The 19,614-nt window shown below is 42.6% G+C and carries 18 protein-coding genes and 2 pseudogenes; 7 read left to right on the forward strand and 13 right to left on the reverse strand.

Features of this window, described 5'->3' with window-relative positions; all coding sequences use genetic code 11:
• Positions 1-173 precede the first annotated feature (173 nt).
• Positions 174-272 (reverse strand): annotated as a pseudogene (locus BM003_RS18205) (helix-turn-helix domain-containing protein); the annotation flags it as partial.
• Between the two features lie 331 nt (positions 273-603).
• On the reverse strand, positions 604-3,666 hold the full coding sequence (locus tag BM003_RS04525; protein WP_093670533.1) for an MMPL family transporter: 3,063 nt from the start codon (positions 3,664-3,666) through the stop codon (positions 604-606).
• Positions 3,667-4,015: 349 nt separating this feature from the next.
• Here BM003_RS04525 and BM003_RS04530 point away from each other — a divergent pair, with 349 nt between their 5' ends.
• Positions 4,016-4,570, forward strand: coding sequence for a TetR/AcrR family transcriptional regulator (locus BM003_RS04530; RefSeq protein ID WP_093670535.1), 555 nt, complete (start codon positions 4,016-4,018; stop codon positions 4,568-4,570).
• Positions 4,571-4,702: 132 nt separating this feature from the next.
• Here BM003_RS04530 and BM003_RS04535 read toward each other — a convergent pair whose 3' ends face one another.
• Entirely contained in the window at positions 4,703-5,695 is a 993-nt protein-coding gene (locus tag BM003_RS04535; protein ID WP_093670537.1) for a LacI family DNA-binding transcriptional regulator, read from the reverse strand.
• A 216-nt stretch (positions 5,696-5,911) separates the two neighbouring features.
• On the opposite strand from BM003_RS04535, the gene BM003_RS04540 reads away from it, so the two are divergent.
• Positions 5,912-7,285, forward strand: coding sequence for a glycoside-pentoside-hexuronide (GPH):cation symporter (locus BM003_RS04540; protein WP_093670539.1), 1,374 nt, complete (start codon positions 5,912-5,914; stop codon positions 7,283-7,285).
• Positions 7,286-7,306: 21 nt separating this feature from the next.
• Positions 7,307-8,425, forward strand: coding sequence for a glycoside hydrolase family 172 protein (locus BM003_RS04545; protein WP_093670541.1), 1,119 nt, complete (start codon positions 7,307-7,309; stop codon positions 8,423-8,425).
• A gap of 107 nt (positions 8,426-8,532) precedes the next feature.
• Here the strand turns inward: BM003_RS04545 and BM003_RS18210 are convergent, their stop codons facing one another.
• The 9 genes from BM003_RS18210 to BM003_RS04590 form a co-directional block, all read right to left on the reverse strand.
• Positions 8,533-8,781 (reverse strand): RidA family protein, encoded by a 249-nt coding sequence (locus BM003_RS18210; protein WP_425441038.1) that lies wholly within the window; start codon positions 8,779-8,781, stop codon positions 8,533-8,535.
• A gap of 342 nt (positions 8,782-9,123) precedes the next feature.
• Positions 9,124-9,300 carry a hypothetical protein gene (locus tag BM003_RS04555; protein WP_245734049.1) on the reverse strand — a complete coding sequence of 59 codons (177 nt, stop codon included), beginning with the start codon at positions 9,298-9,300 and terminating at the stop codon, positions 9,124-9,126.
• A 121-nt stretch (positions 9,301-9,421) separates the two neighbouring features.
• Positions 9,422-11,890 carry an FAD-dependent oxidoreductase gene (locus tag BM003_RS04560; RefSeq protein ID WP_093670545.1) on the reverse strand — a complete coding sequence of 823 codons (2,469 nt, stop codon included), beginning with the start codon at positions 11,888-11,890 and terminating at the stop codon, positions 9,422-9,424.
• An 87-nt stretch (positions 11,891-11,977) separates the two neighbouring features.
• Positions 11,978-12,211, reverse strand: coding sequence for a glutaredoxin family protein (locus tag BM003_RS04565; protein WP_028976645.1), 234 nt, complete (start codon positions 12,209-12,211; stop codon positions 11,978-11,980).
• A gap of 64 nt (positions 12,212-12,275) precedes the next feature.
• Positions 12,276-13,925: an FAD-dependent oxidoreductase gene (locus BM003_RS04570; protein WP_093670547.1), complete on the reverse strand. Its 1,650-nt coding sequence runs from the start codon at positions 13,923-13,925 to the stop codon at positions 12,276-12,278.
• 13 nt (positions 13,926-13,938) lie between these two features.
• Positions 13,939-14,241: a rhodanese-like domain-containing protein gene (locus BM003_RS04575; protein ID WP_010027643.1), complete on the reverse strand. Its 303-nt coding sequence runs from the start codon at positions 14,239-14,241 to the stop codon at positions 13,939-13,941.
• A gap of 86 nt (positions 14,242-14,327) precedes the next feature.
• Positions 14,328-14,648: a rhodanese-like domain-containing protein gene (locus tag BM003_RS04580; RefSeq protein WP_093670549.1), complete on the reverse strand. Its 321-nt coding sequence runs from the start codon at positions 14,646-14,648 to the stop codon at positions 14,328-14,330.
• Positions 14,649-14,694: 46 nt separating this feature from the next.
• Positions 14,695-14,958 (reverse strand): metal-sensitive transcriptional regulator, encoded by a 264-nt coding sequence (locus BM003_RS04585; protein ID WP_093670551.1) that lies wholly within the window; start codon positions 14,956-14,958, stop codon positions 14,695-14,697.
• 200 nt (positions 14,959-15,158) lie between these two features.
• Positions 15,159-16,010 carry a DMT family transporter gene (locus tag BM003_RS04590; protein WP_245734057.1) on the reverse strand — a complete coding sequence of 284 codons (852 nt, stop codon included), beginning with the start codon at positions 16,008-16,010 and terminating at the stop codon, positions 15,159-15,161.
• Here BM003_RS04590 and BM003_RS17895 point away from each other — a divergent pair.
• Positions 15,931-16,146, forward strand: a complete 216-nt coding sequence (locus BM003_RS17895) for a hypothetical protein (protein WP_245734061.1) — start codon at positions 15,931-15,933, stop codon at positions 16,144-16,146. The genes BM003_RS04590 and BM003_RS17895 overlap by 80 nt on opposite strands.
• A 17-nt stretch (positions 16,147-16,163) precedes the next feature.
• Positions 16,164-17,561, forward strand: coding sequence for an MATE family efflux transporter (locus BM003_RS04595; protein ID WP_093670553.1), 1,398 nt, complete (start codon positions 16,164-16,166; stop codon positions 17,559-17,561).
• 127 nt (positions 17,562-17,688) lie between these two features.
• Here BM003_RS04595 and BM003_RS18155 read toward each other — a convergent pair whose 3' ends face one another.
• Positions 17,689-18,297: a DnaA N-terminal domain-containing protein gene (locus BM003_RS18155; protein WP_093670555.1), complete on the reverse strand. Its 609-nt coding sequence runs from the start codon at positions 18,295-18,297 to the stop codon at positions 17,689-17,691.
• 182 nt (positions 18,298-18,479) lie between these two features.
• Here BM003_RS18155 and BM003_RS04605 point away from each other — a divergent pair, with 182 nt between their 5' ends.
• Together BM003_RS04605 and BM003_RS04610 are read left to right on the forward strand one after the other, a co-directional pair.
• Positions 18,480-19,007, forward strand: coding sequence for a DUF6143 family protein (locus tag BM003_RS04605; RefSeq protein ID WP_093670557.1), 528 nt, complete (start codon positions 18,480-18,482; stop codon positions 19,005-19,007).
• A 267-nt stretch (positions 19,008-19,274) separates the two neighbouring features.
• Positions 19,275-19,614, forward strand: a pseudogene (locus tag BM003_RS04610) (IS1634 family transposase); the annotation flags it as partial.

The following is a 19,614-nucleotide window of genomic DNA, read 5'->3' on the forward strand; positions in this document are numbered from 1 at the left end:
CTGATTGACGCATTTGCATTGATAGGATTGCTTGAAGGATTTCTTCGACTTAAGCCATGTTTTTGTTTAAAGAAATTTTTGTACCTTCCACCAAATCGTGATTGGTGATCTGAAGGCTCGTGCTTTCAGCATCTTTAAGCCACGGATAGTCACGTTTTAGTGCTAGTAAAAGATTATTTCAGAGCATAAGTATTCAAAAAAGGGGCTTTCGGATTATGTTCATACCGTTCGATCAGCACGTTTAGCATCTGATTCCAAACAAAACGGTTGTAGCCAAAGTTTCATTGGATGAATAGTTTTTGTTTTTTAGTGGGGTAGATTCATACGTTAAGCCCTTTTAAAGTCATCGTTTCACCTCTTTTCACAGCATAATAATAGCACGAATGTTCGCGTTTCCACTATGATTGAACCGGTTTCCAAACAAGAAAATGGAGACCCAAGACGCTGATTCATCTCGGCAATGAATGGCCGAGTTTTCTCAGGCTGGTCTCCTTTATAAACGCTCTTAATCTTGGTACAAAAAAAGATGTCTCATAGTCATAGACCTTTGAGACACCTTCATTTTTTTATTTATATTTTAAAAGGATCAATTCGTAAAATCATTTAATCATTCACTGATGACTCTGCGCTTCTTTTAAACTTCGGCGGAGAATCAAAGAGTGAAATCATCGCCGGGACAAAGATCGGAAGCATAATGAAGCAGAGTACGATCAGACCGGTAATTACAGCCGTTGCCAGCTCAATCAGCAGCACAATTCCCGACGGCATCAGTGTCGCAAAGGTTCCTCCAAGAATCACGAACGCTGACAAAATTATGGTACCCACTCGTTTTGCGGCTTCGACAATCGCTTCCTTACCTGACATCAGTGGATATTCCTTATAGCGTGCCAGCAGGAAGATGCTGTAGTCTACACCCAGAGCAACGATCACGATAAAGGCGAAGAATGGGACGAATGAAGAAATCCCCTCCAGACCAATCAGATTGATGAACAGAGCGTTCAAAACAAACATGGCCGCGTAGTATGCTCCCATTAGCGACACCGTGATGAACACCGGGATCCAGAAGGAGCGCATCACAATGATCAGCACGAGCAGCACGCCGATGAGTACAATAATCGTTAAGCGATTCAAATCTTTTGTCAGAACATTGTTTGTGTCATAGGTTGTCGAACTTGGTCCGGAAACGGCTACCTTTGCATCAGCCAAAGTCGTTCCCTTCACTCCGTTATGCACCGTTGTATTCATGTGCTTGATTGTCGTTAAAGCTTGCTTTGAATACGGGTCATTATCGAGAATCACCGTTATTTTGGAAATAGTCCGGTCTTTAGACATGAACGCATCCAATGCCTGCTGATACTGCTTATCTTTCAGTGCTTCATCCGGTATCGAGAAGTTTCGATTTGTATTAAGCTGTGAAAGGAAATCGTTGGTCTTTCCCAAGCCGCCCGATAGTTGATCCAATCCTTTATTCACATCCGCCAGCTTGTCGCTGAATGTATGGAACCCGTTAAGGCCATCTGCCAGCTTCTGCTGACCGGATTTCATTTGCCCCAGTCCGTCCGCTACCTGATCCATATTGGTGGCAATCTTTCCGATGCCTGAGGAGGCACTGTCAAGACCGCTTTTCGTTTTTTCAAGTCCTTCAGCCATTTTGGACAGACCGGCACTCATCTCAGACAGATGACTGTTCGCCGTTTTGAATCCGGTCGTCAGTGTAGTGTAGTTCTTGTTCAAAGCATCGATACCTTCCGGTGTGATCTTGGCCAACGATGCAGACAACTGATCGAAGCTCGCTTTTAGTCGGAGATAATTTTGATCACCGGCAACTCCCGGACTGCTGTCACCGAGCGCCGACGTCAGCATTTGCATCTGCGCGAGTGCATTCTTGACGCCGAGCAGCGCCTTTGCAGTATCTTGATAACTGGTGCCCATTTTCGCATAGCCGGACTGCATCTGATCATAGTTATCGGCAAGTGTAGTCACAGCGCCGCTCATTTTTTCAAGATTCGTTCCAATTTGTCCGATCCCGTCACTGATCGTCTGTGATTGACCGGTACCTCCGATTCCATTTTGGATTTGCTTAAGTCCGCTGGTCAAGGCAGTCATGCCGTTCTCAAGCTTGGCTGTTCCGTCGACCATCTTATTGACTTGAGAGAAGTCAGCAGAGCCAAGCTTTTTCTGAGCCGTTTTCAAACCGCCGCCGATTTGGTCAACACCCTTCCGCGTCGCGGACAATCCGTCTGTGACCGACTTCGTCTGATCGCCGATGTAAAACCCATTCACTTCTTGCCCCTGAGGTCTTGTTATGGAAGAAACTTGTTTTACACCTTTAATCTTTTCCAGCTGTCCGGTTAGTCGATCGATCGCCGCCAAAGATTCGTTATTATCTAAAGCTTTTTTATTCTCGATGACAACAGTGGCCGGCATTGCATTGCCTTTGCCAAAATGATCTGCCACAATATTCATGGCTTTAGAGGAAGGATAGCTGTTGCCAAGTTCGCCGATCGTATCAAAGTTTAATTTCTCCTGATAGAAAAATACGGCCGGAACAATAAGTACAGCCACCAGGATTACGGAAACAATCGGATGCCTGGTGGCGAGCGTTGCTGTTCTCGCCCACATCCTGTTCTCCCCATGTCCTTTATTATTTTTGGATGGCCAGAACAGCTTTTTGCCAAGCAGTTTCATCGCAAACGGCGTTAACGTGAGCATCTCGAGCAACAGGAACGCAACACCAATAACCACGACAATTCCCGACTGATAGATTGGCGATTGAGAGAATATAAGTGCTGCAAAAGCGATAAAGACAGTCAGGATACTGTAGACAATCGTTTTCCCGGCCGTTTGGTAGGTCGAGACAATCGCCTCGTCAATGGACAATCCCTTTGACAGTTCTTCCTTAAACCGGTTAAACAGCAATATATTATAATCGGTGCCGATACCGAACAGGATCAGAATAAGCAGCATTTGCGTCAGACTTGTAAGCGGAAAACCTGCTTTGTCAATCAGCTGCGCTGCAATCCCCATCGAGCATAGGTAAGAGAACATAACTGCAAGTAACGAAATGATCGGAGTTACAATGGATCGGAACATGATAACAAGGACAATTAAAATGAACAGAACGGTCAGTGCCGCACTCTTCTCAACCCCGCCCTGAGACGCTTTTAAATAGTCATTATTAATGAAATCCTCGCCGGTCAGGTAATGGGTGACCGTTACCTTGTCCAGTCGCTGATCGATGGCTTTCTTAATATCATCGATTTCTCGAGACTTTTTGTCTAACTTGAAGCTTACCATTACCGTTGTTTTGTCCTTCGAAATCAGCGAACTTTTCGCTTCAGGTATACGAAAAGGATCCATGATCTCGGCAACACCGAGCTTGTCTGCGTCATCACGGAATCGTTCTACACCCTGCTTGATTTGATTCAGCTCGTTATTGGAAATTTTATTCTTGTCATAAAAGACAACAAGATTATTGGTCCCCTTCGATTTTTCCATTTTACTCAATATGGCATCAGCTTGCACCGATGGGCTGTCTTCGTTTAATGCCTTCTGTCCTCGGTCTCTAAGAATGGCATTGATATCCGGCTGCAGCGCAACGAGCACGACCGTTGCAACAAGCCATAAGGATAAAATGACCCAGCGCGCTTTAATGATTCCTCTCACTTCTGATCCTCCCCGTAAAAACTAAATGAAATTCATCTGCTCGTGAGCACTACTCATAAACAGAATCGTCTTTTCTCTATCAAAATCGTGTGTTCAGGCAGTTTATTCATTTTATGGAAAGACAACGATCGTCAAATCCCCTATGGGTCATTGTTTAAATGCGTTCCTGATTTCTAAAAAACGCATAATTCTCCCTCCTGAAATTTATTGAACACAGTGTTGATTTAACATCATGTTGATAGTATAGTAAACGTAAAAGTCAAGTTCAATATGTAATTTTTCATTTTCTGTTATTGAATAAACAAGTACATCACGTATTGTTTAATAAATGAAGGAAAAGGTGAATCTGATGGTGGGTACCAAAAACAACAGACGAACTCACTATACGATCCAAGTGATCAAGGACGCTTTTTTATGCCTTCTAAGCACGAATGAGCTCTCCAAGATTACAGTTACTCAAATTTGCAGGGAAGCGGATGTCAATCGAGGAACTTTTTATTTGCACTTTGACGACCCGCTTGATTTATTCCATAAAATTGAAGCAGAGCTTGTCGATCAAATCAGACCAATTTTAGCCATGCGTCCGCAAGAACAGCTTCATGATTGGCTAAAAAGATTGATTATTATTTTAAAAGCTAACGAAGCAGTTAGCCGAATAATTCTGGCAAATTACCGTGACGGCATCATGATCAATGAGCTGTTTTCTGAAGTACAAGAACAAGCGATTGAGGAATTTAAAGAGGATTTTCATGAGCAGGACCCTCACATTCTAAAGTATTATTTTTCCTATTTTGTCAACGGTTCAATTAGCGCTATTTTAAGTTGGTTCGCAGATGAGGAAGATCACTCGATTGAGGGAATTACTAAAGCTTTAGCCAACGTCTTGTCGCGATCAACGGAATAATATAATTAAGAAATTGCAAAGAAAAAACCGATTTACAGAATCGGCGCGCCCTCCAGCATAAGCATTATTTATGCATTTGGTCAAACGAATAACGATAATTAATGCGTTCATAAAGTGTTACCAGTGCCTTTATTAATATTGATAGATTGGTAACGATTTAGTTGTACGTCCCTCTTTAAACGCCACCGGTAAGACAACAGGATTTGGTATCTGCTCTTTATCGATGATTTTAAGCAACATATCAACAGAGGATTCAGCCATTTCTTTAATGGGTTGCTTAATAGAAGAAAGGGTTGTATCAAAGTTTTCAAAATATTGAAAAGCATCATAACCAATAATTTGGACATCTTCCGGAACACGGATGCCCATTTTATTAAGTTCCCTGAGCAAAAGTAAGGTCGTTTGATCATTTACGACAAAGATGCCATCAATATGATGGTATTTACTGAAAAATTCACTAAAAAACATGGCGTAGTCATTAATCGGCTCTTTCTTTTCATAGACGACAAACTCACAATTCTTCTCTTTCGCGCCGTCGACAAAACCATCTTTTCTTTTTAAGGTGTCGTTTGGTTGTCGCGCCACACTTGCAATATAAGCGATTTTTTTACAGCCTCTCTTAATTAATTCAGATGCAGCAATTTTTCCTCCCCAATAATTATCTGAGGTTACATAAGCAACTTGTTCGGTAAAAAAACGGTCAACACTTACAAAGGGCAACCGAGCAGAGACATATCTGTCAATATCACTATAAGTAATTGCAATAATTCCATCGACTTTATTTTGCTTAACCATATTCAAAAACTCAATTTCACGTGTCTTGTCATTATTATTACTGCAAATTAACACATTATATTTCAGCCTACTTAATCGATTCTCAATATGGAAAACAAATTCAGAAAAAAAAGGATGCCAAATACTTGGAACGCTGACTCCAATAAAGTGAGTTTTGTTTAATTTTAACGCTCTTGCAAATTCATTGGGTGTATAGTTGATAGATTCCATAGCTTTAAACACTTTTTCTCGTGTCTTCTCGCTAATGGGCCCCCTATTATTTAATACACGTGAAACGGTAGTGACAGATACACCTGCAACTTTTGCTACGTCTTTAATACTTTTACTCATTTTTCAATTCCTTTGCTTCTATTATTAAATTATTATAACAGGATATAGTCATTTTATAAAATTTATAAACGTTACCATATATTAAATTAGTAATTAACAACATAATTGATTTATATAAACGAATTTTATGAAAACGTTTGACAATTTTAATGAATGATTTTATAATTCATGTTGTTGTAAGCGCTTATAATAATTTGATGTGGATAAGGTGATAAAATGAACATAGAAACCCCAATATCGTCAAATGCAAATATTGAAAAAGAAAGTTTCCTTGATGTTTGGAAACAGCGAATTAGTTATGGAATTTCGGACTTTGCATGTAATTTAATCTGGAATATGTTGACTTTATATCTGATGTACTTTTATACAGACGTTGCAGGTATTACTGCTGTTACCGTCGGGACAATGATCATGGTCACCAGACTCATTGATAGTTTTGCAGATATGTTTACAGGAGTGATTATTGACAAGACTCATTCAAGATGGGGGAAAAGCCGTCCATATATTCTCTTTGGCTCCTTACCTTTAGCTGTTTTTGGCGTCTTATGTTTTTATGCTCCTGATTTAAGTGCTGATGGTAAAGTCATCTATGCTTACGCAACCTATTTAGGTATTTCAATATGTTATGGACTCGTGAACATTCCAATATCCTCCATCTTACCTAGCTTAACCAGTAATGCACGCGAACGAACAAATCTTACAACGGTTAGAATCGTGCTGGCGTTTATCGGGGCCACTATTGTAAGCGTTGCCACCCTACCTCTTGTCCATCTTCTGGGACGCGGTTCAGAAGTAAGAGGTTTTGTATTAGCAATGAGCTTATATTGCCTTATCGCAGTTATTTGTCTATACCTTACCTTTAGGAATGTTAAAGAGAAAGTAAAAGTCGTGAAGCAAAAAGTAAGTATTAAAGAATCCTTTGTAGCATTAAAAGGAAATAAACCATGGATGATATTTGCTGTCAGCACCTTATTTATGTGGGGTTCTAACTTCTTCTTACAAGGATCTCTCATTTATTATTTTACCTACAATGTGGGATCAAAAGATATTGCAGCTATTATCGCAGGCATCACGTCTTCGATTCCGCTGATCGGGACGATTCTGGTTCCTGTTATTTCCCACAGAATGATGAAGAGAAACATTTTCTTACTGGGAAGCCTGATAAGTTTTCTTGGACTCGTTGTCATGTTAATTGCTAATATCAATGTTACAGTGTTAATCACAGGAGCAGTTGTATACGCTATTGGCTTTGGAATGAGGCAAAATATGTATTTTTCGATGCAGGCTGATCCGGTGGATTTTGGGGAGTGGAAGACAGGGGTCAACGGTGCCGGGTTAATTTCTGCTATTAACGGCTTCATTGGTAAGGTCGCTATGGCAGTATCTGCAGCACTCTCTGGTGCCTTGTTAACATGGGGCCACTATGTTCCACATGCACACCAGAACAGTCAGGCACTATTGATGATTAGAAGCAATTTTATCATCATTCCTGCAATCCTCATCATTATTTCAATGCTCATCATGTGTTTTTACAATCTGGATAAATATTATCCACAAATTCGTAAAGAACTTGACAGCAGGATCGGCTAATTCAAAATGGAGGTGTTTAAAATGCTAGATTTACAAGGTATAGAAAACATTAAGGACGAAGAAAGTCATAGTATTAACCCGGAGAATCCGTGTGGTGAAAAGGGTAAGGCAGCAACCACCGATAGTGATTTGGGAAAGTCACGCAAAGGAAGAGCAGCCGTCTCTCTTAAAGAGGGCGAAACCTTTACCATTGCTGAAATTAAAGGTCCTGGAACAATTAAACACATTTGGATGACAATTGCTGAAGCAACACCTAAAGGGAGTTTTGTATTGCGGGATGTGGTACTCAGAATTTATTGGGATGATGAAGAAAATCCTTCAATTGAAAGTCCTATTGGAGATTTTTTCTGTAATGGTTTTGGATCTCGATGTGAAATAAATTCTCTTCCCATCGTTGTAAATCCAACAGGTGGCATGAATTGTTACTTTCCTATGCCTTTTAATAAAAAGGCAAAAATAACAGTAACAAATGAACATCCAAATAAAATAGATGGTTTCTTCTATAATATCGACTATGTGCTACAACCCGAGTTGCCTGAAAATGTATCTTATTTTCATGCTAAATGGAATAGACAAAAGACAACTCAATTGCAGAACGATTATACCATTATTGATAACATAAAAGGTGTAGGACATTACGTTGGTACTTTCCTTGAAGTGACAGCGCTTGAAAGATATTGGTGGGGAGAAGGAGAATTTAAATTTTTCATTGATGGGGATTCAGAGTATCCTTCAATTACTTCTACTGGTACTGAAGATTATTTTGGAGGTGCCTGGGCTTTTCACAAGAAGGATAAAAGCGGACGTATTTATGTTCAGCCTTATAATACACCTTTTATGGGTTATCCCTTTTTCTCTAAAGAGGATCATACACGTGACGATTTTCAGACAGAAGACGCGATGCCGCTTCACGGTTTTGGGGATGATGCGTTACCCATGCATGGATTATATCGATGGCATCTTCCTGATCCAATTCGATTTAAATCTGATTTAAAAGTCACTCTGCAACAGATTGGTAATGATGACATTGGACTTTTCGAGAGATCAGATGATGTGGCATCCGTTGCATATTGGTATCAAAAAGAACCTCATCAGATTTTTTCACCCTTGTTGCCGCGAAAGAACCGGATACCAAGATAAATTGAGCGCATTCTTAATGAATAGTTTAGCCTTGAAGAGCAAACAGAAGAGACTCTTGAATGAGTAAGCATCTTGATGTCGGACACTGCAAAAGTTATTTCCAATAATCATAATGAAGCCCACACTCTTTTGATGGTGTGGGCTAATTTAACGACATCTGACATCTCCGCTTCAATCGCCTCCAAAATATTTTTGATGTTAATCAATACTTGTCTTGTTTGATCTTCAACAGTATTTAGAATCCGTGCAGTCTCGACATTTAAAGGACCTTGTCCGGACATATATATACGATTTCCTACTCTAATCTCTTGAGAAAGAGGAAGTTCTTTGTGACCTATCTGGCCTATTCCGTCGATTCATTTGCCTACCTACTTTATTATAGCAAAATCTATTTGGGCATCCGCATAATATATCATTAGCGCATTCCCATTTTAATTAGAGACACAAAAAAGACCTCCACCTGTGATCGGGATCGGAGGTCTTCTTACCTTATTTGTTTATCTTCTTACTGCCCATTTTAGAAATGGAATTGCGGCTCCTTACATCATATAACGAGATGAAGCAATGAGAAGTTGTCCCCTATGTTGCATAGGGGGCATCTTTTTTAGTATCACTTTTACATCCATAAGTACTTCAATTATACCGAGTACTCGGTATTCATGCTTTTATTTTTGCATTAATCCCTAATACGAGAGAACTTAGGGCTTGGTTAACGGATTATAGGACATATTAAGCAGTTTTAACGTCCCTGGGGAGAATCCCAGCACTAAGATAATCGGAATGAGCGGATACAGCGCATGTTTTACTCTGCGATAAACCAAAAGTAACCCAATGAAAATGATCGCAAGGCCGGCGCCAATGCGGGCATCTTGCACCTACGCTTTATTCTCAGCCAAGACACTGTTTTATTGGTTTGAATACATGGCAAAGGTGCTTCACTAGTCAATAGACTAGTGAAGCACCTGCATCATTGGCATATACAATCAATTGATTTAGTTAGATAAATAGATTCACATTTGATTTTGCTGCTTCGCCTAGATAGCTGGCAACCCCACCGAATTCAACACCGTCGATGATTTCTTCACGTGCAACGCCCATTAACTCCATACTCATCGTACAGGCAACCATTTTAACACCAAGCTGTTTTGCACGCTCGATCATAACAGCAAGACTGTCAACATTTTTGTCAGCCATGACTTTTTTTATCATTTTCGGCCCCATGCCAGCCATATTCATGCGTGACAGCGGCAGATGATCTGCGTTCTTCGGCAACATCATACTGAACAGTTTGTCGGTACCCGACTTGCTGATCTTCGCATGAGCCTGCCGCTTAATGATATTAAGCCCCCAGAAGGTGAAGAAAAGTGTGACCGGCTTCCCCATCGCAGCCGCCCCAGTCGCAATGATAAACGTTGCAATTGCTTTATCCAAATCCCCATCAAAAACCACCATTGTTGTTGCTCCATCAGCATTTGAGGCCGTTTGTAATGTTTGCCGAGCATCGTCATGGCTGTCCTTTGCTCCCTTCATCAGCGTCGCGACAACCTTATTGCCGACAATGTCGTTTTTCAGCAATTGATTGCCCGTCGCATCGGCCCAGGCAACAATATCCTTGCGAAAGCCAAAGTCAGAGGCCTGCACCTGCAGTACGTCTCCGTTATGCAGCTTCTCCATTGATTGCTTGACCTTGAGGATCGGGCCTGGGCACTGCAATCCGCAAGCATCGACTTCTATTTTTGTACTTTGTTGTGGTGCTTGCCGTACTTCCAGATCGGGTTCATCCTGGACTTCAGGATGGGTCTGTGCTTGCATTTGACCCGTCTCATAGTTCGCTTGTTCATACGTTTTCAAACCGCCGTCGAGATTATAGACATCAAAACCATTCAGCGCCAATATGCGTGCCGCATTATAACCGCGGAGTCCAACAGAGCAATATACGTAAATCGGCTGATCCCTAGGAAGCTCCTCAATCCGCCCTCTTAGTTCGCCCCGCGGAATATGATGGCTGCCGGAAATTTTTCCGGCGGCCAGTTCAAATGATTCGCGCACATCCAAATAATATGCCTGCTTCCCAATCAACGCATCGACCTCATGCCATTCAATCGTCTTTACTAATCCCTGTCGCTGGTCTGCAGCAAGATAACCGGCATAGTTTACAGGATCTTTTGCCGATGCATACGGCGGTGCATACGCTACTTCAATCAACTGCAGATCCTCGACCGATCCGTTTAAACGCATGACTGCCGAAATCATGTCAATACGTTTGTCCGCGCCTTCCGTACCAATCGCCTGTGCACCAAGAATTTTGCCCTGATCGTCATAGATCACCTTCAACTCAATCGGTGCTGCGCCAGGATAATAGCCGGCATGGGAATTCGGGTGTAAATGAACCACACGATAAGCGATACCCGCCTTTTTCAAAAGACGTTCATTTTTTCCCGTGGTCGCCACGGTGAGCGCGAAAACCTTTGCCACGGCTGTTCCCTGCACAGGAGGATTTTTCGCCTCTAAGCCATTTAGATAGTCTGCGAGAAACCGTCCCTGCCGATTAGCAGGACCTGCCAGCGGAATTAAAGTGGGCATACCGGTGACGAAATCTGTCACTTCAATCACATCGCCAATCGCAAAAATATCGGGGACACTCGTTTCAAAATGTTCGTTAACGACAATCGCACCCTTAATGCCTGTCTTCACACCCGCTTTTTGCGCCAGTGCACTGTCGGGTAAGACACCAATCGCCATCACAGTCAGGTCGGTATCTATTTCTTCACCACTGCTGAGTACGAGCGTACGCCCGTTGTTGGAAAATTGCGCAACGCCGTCGTTCAAGATGAGCGTGACGCCGTGCATTTCAATCTGTTCATGGACAAATTGTGCCATTTCGAAATCAAGCGGCGCCATTACTTGCGGGCTCGCTTCAACTAACATAACCGCCAACCCGAGTTCAACAAGATTTTCAGTCATCTCCAGTCCAATGAAGCCGCCGCCGATCACCGTTGCTTTGTGCACGTTATGCGTATCCATATATTTTTTTATACGCGCAACATCGGGTATATTTCGTACAGAGAAGATGTTATCTGCATGATCAAGTCCCGGGATCTTGGGCACAATCGGTTTTGCCCCTGTAGAAAGAATCAGCCGATCATAATGATCTGTTGAGACTTCTCCGTTCAGCACATCTTTTGCCGTAATGATGTGTTTTTCAGGATCTATATCAACTACTTCTGTGTTGTTATGAACTTCAATATTGAATTCCATGACCATGTTCTCAACCGACTCGACAAGCAGTGCATCTTTTTCACGGATCGTACCGCCAACATAATAAGGCAGTCCGCAATTAGCAAAGGAAATATAAGCACCCTTTTCATACATGACAATTTCATTTTCTTCACTTAATCGCCTGAGCCGCGTTGCTACACTTGCACCCCCGGCGACGCCGCCGACAATAATGATTCTTTGTTTCACAATGGGTCCTCCTGATTCATGTATTTGAGTCGTTGCATTCGCCATAGTCCTGATTAACTTCCTTGGCTTGTTGTCGGTAAAGAAAGATTATTCATGAATCAGACTCATAATCCGACTTGGATCAAATCCGAGTACCCATTGTCCATTCACATTGGTTTGGGGTACACCCATTTGTCCGGTTGTTTCCACAAGACGTTGACCGGCAGCCGGGTCTTGCTGGACATTGACTTCTTTAAATAGCATCCCTTTTTCACTCAGAAAGTTCTTCACCATATGACAATAGGGACAAGTATTGGTCGTATACACGGTAATTTCATTCATCGTTAATAACTCCTTTAAAAGTTTTTTGCTTCAGTTCGAACGAACAAATTGTTAATCTTTCCTATCATTCCTTTACTTTTTCCGGAAAGACACTTTTATACAGCTTATATCCTCCATCTAAATTCTTAACCTTATAACCTTTCTGAGCAAGAATACGAGATGCGAGATAGCCGCGCAGACCCACCTGACAAGTCACAATCAAGTTACGGTTTTTTGGAATCTCCCGTACTCGTTGACGAAGATTGTCCAAAGGAATATTCACCGCCCCCTGGATGGTTCCGTTCTCGTATTCCTGTTCTGTCCGAACATCAATCAGCATTGCTCCTTGTTTTACTAGCTGGTCGACTTCATTCCACTGAACATGCTGCACTTTGTCTTCAAGCAGATTTTCTGATGCATAACCGATTAAATTAACTGGAGCCTTCGCCGAATTAAATGGCGGAGCGTAGGCGAGTTCAAGCTCAGTTAAATCATTGACCGTCATCTGCCCATGGATTGCCGTGGCAAGCACATCGATGGTCTTATCAATCCCCTTCTTACCAACTGCTTGAGCACCCAGTAGCTTTCCCACTTCCGGGTCGAAGAGCAGCTTAAGTGTCATCTGCGAGCTGCCCGGATAATACGATGCTTGATCTGGCGGACTGGTGTGCAACGCCTCATAAGGGATCTGATATCTCTGTAGCATTTTTTCACTTAATCCTGTCACAGCGGCAGATGTATCAAAAATTTTCACAATGGATGTGCCTAGCGTTCCCTTATAGTGACGATTCAGCCCGCTAAGAATGTCAGCAACCATTCGTCCTTGGCGATTGGCCGGTGAAGCGAGTGGAATAACTGCTGCTTTCCCGCTGATGGTCTGCGCAACTTCGATTGCATCACCGATCGCGTAGATATTTGGATCACTGGTCTGTAGCTGATCATTAACCGATATACTGCGGCGGATACCCAGTGCTAAGCCTGCTTGCTCAGCTAAAGATGATTCAGGAACGATGCCTACCGATAAAAGAGTCAAATCGCTCTCTTTTCGCCGTCCATCATCCATCACAAGAACGGCACCTTTTTCTTCAAAACCCGTGACGGTTTTTCCTTTGAGCACCTCAATACCGCGCTCTTTCAGTTCAGCTTCTACACTAGCCGCCATTTCCGGGTCAAGCGGAGGAAGGACTTGATGCTCGCGTTCAATAATCGTCACTTTAAGTCCGCGTTCTGCAAGGTTCTCTGCCATTTCCATGCCGATAAAACCGGCACCGATGATCACTGCACGATCCACTTGATGCTGCTGCAGGTATTGAACAATATGTTCAGCATCGGGAACATCGCGTAGCGTGAACAAATGATCCGCTTGGTCAATTCCTTTAATTGGCGGACGCATTGGGTGCGCGCCGGTTGAGAGAATCAGAGCATCATAGTTTTCTTCATAAGTCTTTCCATGATGAGTAATAGTTACTTTCTTTTGTTCCCGGTCAATATGTGTTGCTTCACTTTCCGTCCGCACATCCAGACGAAAACGCTGATACAGCTTTTCTGCCGTCTGTACAAGCAGCTTTGACCGTTCTTGAATCACGCCGCCAATAAAATAAGGAAGTCCGCAATTGGCAAAAGAAACATAAGGACCACGTTCCACGACAATAATTTCTGCTTCTTCATTTAATCGGCGAAGCCGCGTGGCTGCCGACATCCCGCCGGCCACCCCGCCAATAATGACGTATTTCATTGAATTTACCTCCTTAGCATTCAATCGGTCCGTGCCAATTCATCATCCCGCCATCCATATTTTTCACCTTAAATCCACTTGCGGACAGGATGGCAGAAGCCACCTCGCTTCTGCTTCCGGAATGACAAACCATGATGTGTTCTTGCTCTTTGTTGATTTCGCCGATTCGGTTCTGAATCTCATTAACCGAAATATTAATCGCCCTCGGAATATGCCCCTCGGCAAATTCAAACGGTTCACGAACATCGATAATACTTACTGGTGTATGGTTGCGCAACAAGCGTTCAACTTCTTCAGGTGTCAGTTCTTCATACATGCTGTTTTCCTCCTTGGATCAACTTTTTTCTTATCAAAACCTATGTGCTTTATACCCCTATAGGTATATTTAACTGCATAAAAAAACTAAACCCAGTGATTCATCCCGCCGCGTACATTGGTCACTTTTTCATACCCCGCTTTTTTCAAAAGCTTACAAGCAACTGAGCTTCTCATACCGCTTTGACAGATGACAACGACTTCTTTTTCTTTCGGGATCTTGTTGAGATGATTAGTCAACGTTTGCAGCGGACTATTGATAAAACCCGGAATTGATCGACTGCTGAACTCCGGTTTTGTGCGTACGTCAAGAAAGTATTTCCCCTTTTTATTAGGCAGATAAGCCTCTTTTAGTTCCGAAGTGCTTATCTTTGTAATTTTAGGTTTGCAAAAGAACAGGCATTTCATAGTTGATTTCCTCTTTTCACTATTCGATTCACCGCGTCTTGATCCCTTAGCGACTTTTCACCAGCATTTGAACCGCTTCATTTATGATGGATTCAGCGGATCCGCCACCGTTCTCAATCTGCTCTCTCAAACAGGCCTCCAAATTCTTTCCAATCACTAAGCCAAGTGCACGATCCATTGCCGTTCGAGCAGCCGTCATCTGGGTGACCACACTGCGGCAGTTTTCGCCTTGTTCCATCATGTTAAGAATCCCGCGGATCTGACCATCAATTCGTTTCAATCGATTTTTCATTTGCGCTGTATACTCCATGAACACCCTCCTCAATATACCCCTATAGGTATAATAATTGATGCATTTTTCTCTGTCAAATGAAAGGACCGTTTAGCTGATCGAAAGACCTAGGTGAAGTGAGTATGTTATAAAACGAACGTGAATTTCTATCAATCGATGGTTTCCATGACATTGGATAATTTTCAAAAGAATTAAATGGCATAGAAACGCCTCCCTTGTCACGCGATGATATTCTTGTGTGGTTTATGAAGTGATTTCACCTCACTAGTGAATGTAGAACCTAAAAGCAAGATTCCGCCTAGTACTTGAACCACAGTCATTCGTTCTTGCAAAACTACTCCGGAAATTAAAATCGCTACAAGCGGATCTACATAACTTAACACAGCGATACTCTGCCCTGAAAGTTTCTGCATTCCAGAGAAAAAAAGCCAAAACCCAATACCTGTGTTGACAATGCCTAGTAAAGCAATAAAAGGCAGTGCAGACTTTGAAACACTCAAGAAAGCCAATCCCTCTGTAAAAAACACATAGAAGAAAAGAAGTACCGCAGCAGTGCCCAGTTGAATCATCGTTAGCTCTAGTTTATCCATATCGTGAATAAATTTGTTTACTAACATCAGCGAAGCATAAAACACGGCAGCAATTACGCCTAAAAAGATACCCAATAAATCCTGTTTTCCGAACGCACTAAGCCCCGTTCCCACAATCATAACCATTCCAATTACTGCAGTAAAAATGCACAGTATTTTTTTGACAGATAAGTGTTCATGCAGCATGATTGGCGAACAAATCATCACAATTACAGGTGCAAAATAATAAGCCAATGTAGCATTAGTTACCGTTGTATACTGATAAGAGCCGTATAAAAAGATCCAATTACCAGCCAATGCTATACCCGAAAAAATCAAACATATAAAATTAGACTTTACTAAGTTCCAAGGAATTTTTTTCTTGGTCATCAAGACTACACACGTCAAGAATCCTCCCCCAATGGAACTACTTAACAAAGCGGCTGCACTTGAAGATAAGTCGATATGTCTGACAACTAACCCAATTAGAATGATAAATATAGATGTAAATGGTCTGGATGATGTAAAAAACAGCTCATTTCTTGAGCATCCCTTAGACCATGAGCAACTTTTTAGCCACTGTGAAAAAGAGCATGATCTTTCCTGCAAGCTGATGTATGATAGTCTTACTGCTTAGATTGGGTCGTGTTCTTCATGTGGGATTTAACAAAAGGAAGTCCGATTAAAAAAATAATCTTGTTCACGATTCCGCTTCTGATCGGGAATCTTTTTCAGCAGTTCTATAACGTTGCGGATACAATCGTTGTCGGTCGTACGATCAGTATCCATGCTTTAGCTGCTGTAGGCGCTACCGATAGTTTGTTTGCGCTGATTATTGGTTTCGCGCAAGGGATGACGGCAGGTCTGACCATTCTGACGGCGCGCCGCTACGGTGCTGGGGACATTCAGGGCGTCAAGTGCAGTTTTGCCGTTAATATTTTTATCAGTATTGCCGTTTCTCTGATTCTGACGTGCATCGGCGTTCTCTTTGCACGCCCGCTGCTCGAGCTGATGCAAACGCCTCCTGACATCATCAATGATGCGCAAAAGTTTATTGTTGCCTGCTTCTGGGGGACCAGTGTTACCGTTCTATACAATCTTTTTAATAATACGTTACGTGCTTTAGGCAACAGCCGGGCACCGCTTATTTTTCTGGCACTTGCCTGCGTGGTCAACGTTGTTTTTGACTTCATTTTCATTCTGTTCTTTCATATGGGCGTCGCTGGTACCGGATTCGCCTCGGTCGCGGCACAGGGGTTATCCGCCATCTGGTGCCTGCAATTCATCAATAAATTTGTACCTGAGCTCAAATTGTCCCGTGACCATTTTTTGCATATTATTCGAGAAATCAAGCCGCATCTCCACCTTGGTCTGCCAATGGGATTTCAGGCATCGATCATTTCAATTGGCGCAATCATTGTTCAAGTCATGCTCAACACATTGGGCTCGAACGCCGTTGCTGCCTATACGACAGCGGGCCGTATCGATTTTCTGGCAACACAGGTCTCACTGTCATTCGGCATTACCATGGCCACCTTTGCGGCACAAAACTTGGGTGCCAAACATTATGCACGCATTCGCCATGGCGTTCAACAGACGATGGTGCTTTCTTGCGCGTTAAGTATTGCCATGGGGGCACTGATCATTGCCTATGCCGTTCCGCTCTGCCACCTATTTGTCGGAAATCAGCAGCCTGTTGTCATTCATTTGGCACAAACTTACTTTCTTTACAACAGCACGATGTACGCACTGCTTTCTTTACTGTTGATCATACGCTACACGCTGCAGGGACTCGGTTACAGCGTTTTGCCTACGCTTTCCGGAATCGTCGAACTGCTCATGCGTTCTTTTGCTGTTATTTTTCTAATTAAGCTCTTGGGATTCACGGGAGCGAGCCTTGCCAATCCGCTTGCGTGGGGCGGTGCGCTGCTCCTGCTCATTGGCTCCTACATTTCTGTGAGTCGCAAACTCAACGCATTGGAAACAAGTCATGAAACCGATGACGTGCCGCGACCACACGGGGTAGTGAATAACGTGAAAAGTTCAATCTAATCCATTTTTCCGAAGCCTTCATCCCAATGAAAGGTTCACCTGCATTGCATTCCGTGAATTAGAACGCAGGCAACGATAGTCCTTAATAACCTTTTCACCCATTGATCACGAAACGTTGACCTTCCGATTAATCCTTAATCAACGTCACACGGGATTTATCAATCGTTTCACTGGTTTGTTTGGAGGATCGGAAAGCAATCTTAACTTTATCATTTTCAGTTACCTGTTCTGCAGCCTTAAGAATTAAAGGAGAATAGTGAGTATACAGCCAATCCTTTGAAAAGTCGTTTGCACAATCAATAAAGAAAGTCTCGCCATCGTACTTTGCCGTTGTGTCTTTGAACCACGTCTCATACTGTGCGCGTTTAATTGTCCCCGCAATTAAGTTAAGCGCTTGTTCCCACAGTTTCATCTGTCGATGCTCGTTCGTATTCTTCGCAAAACTAGAGTAGTACCGTATTCTTTTGCCATTCTTTTCAGCATACTCAATTTCTTTTCTGGTCTGACTTCCTATATAGCCGTCAACGTCGATAACGAACAGTTCATCAGACATATCAATTTTCTTTAAATGCAAATCGCCAAGAAGTTCAACTTGTTCTTGTGTCAATTTAAAACCATCACTTTGTTCGAAGAAAGCCAAGCTAATGACGATGTTTCCTTGAAGTGTCAGAAATGCATTTACCCGTTCAAATTGATGCTTAAATTTTTTAGAGCCGCTTAAGGTGATTACATGCATGTTTATGCCCCTCTCAGACTATTTTTTTGACTGAATATAAATCCAATTATTATCTGTTTCTAGGAACAAATCAATTAAAAACGGGTAAGGCGCCTTTTCTCGTTCCAGGATTGACTTCACGTTTTCCCAATAACTTGCATAATCATGTGTGAAGAGAAGTGTCGTAGAGAGGAAGAATAGCGATGTTCAATAAGCCTTGCCAGCTACCGTCCTGTACAATGCCATTATATCAATCCCTTCGGGGCAACTACTTCGCCGGATTGAGCCGCGAGCAATTTGGCGAAAATAACTATGCATGGGCTGGGCTGTTCAACCCTCGCAATTCTGGAGTTTTACTTTTTGTAAATGTTTTCACCGTCGGCAACGTTAGCGAGATCCCCTTTTCTTTTCAGGTCTGGCTGAATACAGCGGTATCGGGAACGGCGAAGCTGACGGATATGCAAAGCCCGGCAAACACGGCAATACATCCTTTGCCCAAGCCAAGGGTTCAGTTTTTGTATGCGGAAAATGTCGAGACGGAGCCTGCGGGCGGAACGCTCATATTCGGACGCCGTTGTCCTGCCGAAACAACCATCGTGTCGGAGGAAGATGGGAAATTCATCTGCCCTCCAGGCGGTAATTTTCTAATAAACTGTCTTCCCCCGGAAACAAGTAACGAAAAAATTCTGGGGCGGATTGCATTCGGCTGGTGGGAAGAACCGTGTGTATAAGTTACGGACGAATGTGCGGGGGCCGCACTTGATCATTGCGGCAATGAGCAAACGATTCTCTGTGATTCAGGAGGTTCCTTTTCAAACGTGACTAGGGAAGGAGCGTCATCATCGGTGAAGCTTCATGAGTCCTTTAATCCTGCATTCCCGGTATTTTATAACAATAAAGCGTCCAAATCCCTTGATATTATTGAGATTTGGACGCTTTTTCACTTGACATTATCTCCAAACATTGGTATAATTATAACAATGTTTGGAGGCGTTCTCATGTCACTTGTCTATCTAAAGAATAAAAAGAATGGTGTCACTTATGTTTATGAATCAGTAGGATACTGGGATAAAGAAAAAAAACAAGCACGAAATAACCGGAAGTGCATTGGAAAACTGGATCCCGTAACAGGGGACTTCGTCCCTTCCAAAAAATATTCCGAAACGATGAAAGAATTGATCGCCAAAAAACCAGGCCCAGTTCCGACAGAGCGAGCGGAACGCCGATTTTACGGAACAACCTATTTGTTTGATACCATTGGCACAAAATTGGGAATTACTGAGGACCTCAAACGTTGTTTTCCTGATACCTACAAGCAGATTCTGTCGGTAGCCTATT

The organism is Sporolactobacillus nakayamae, assembly GCF_900113325.1.
GTDB classification, from domain to species: Bacteria; Bacillota; Bacilli; order Bacillales; family Sporolactobacillaceae; genus Sporolactobacillus; species Sporolactobacillus nakayamae.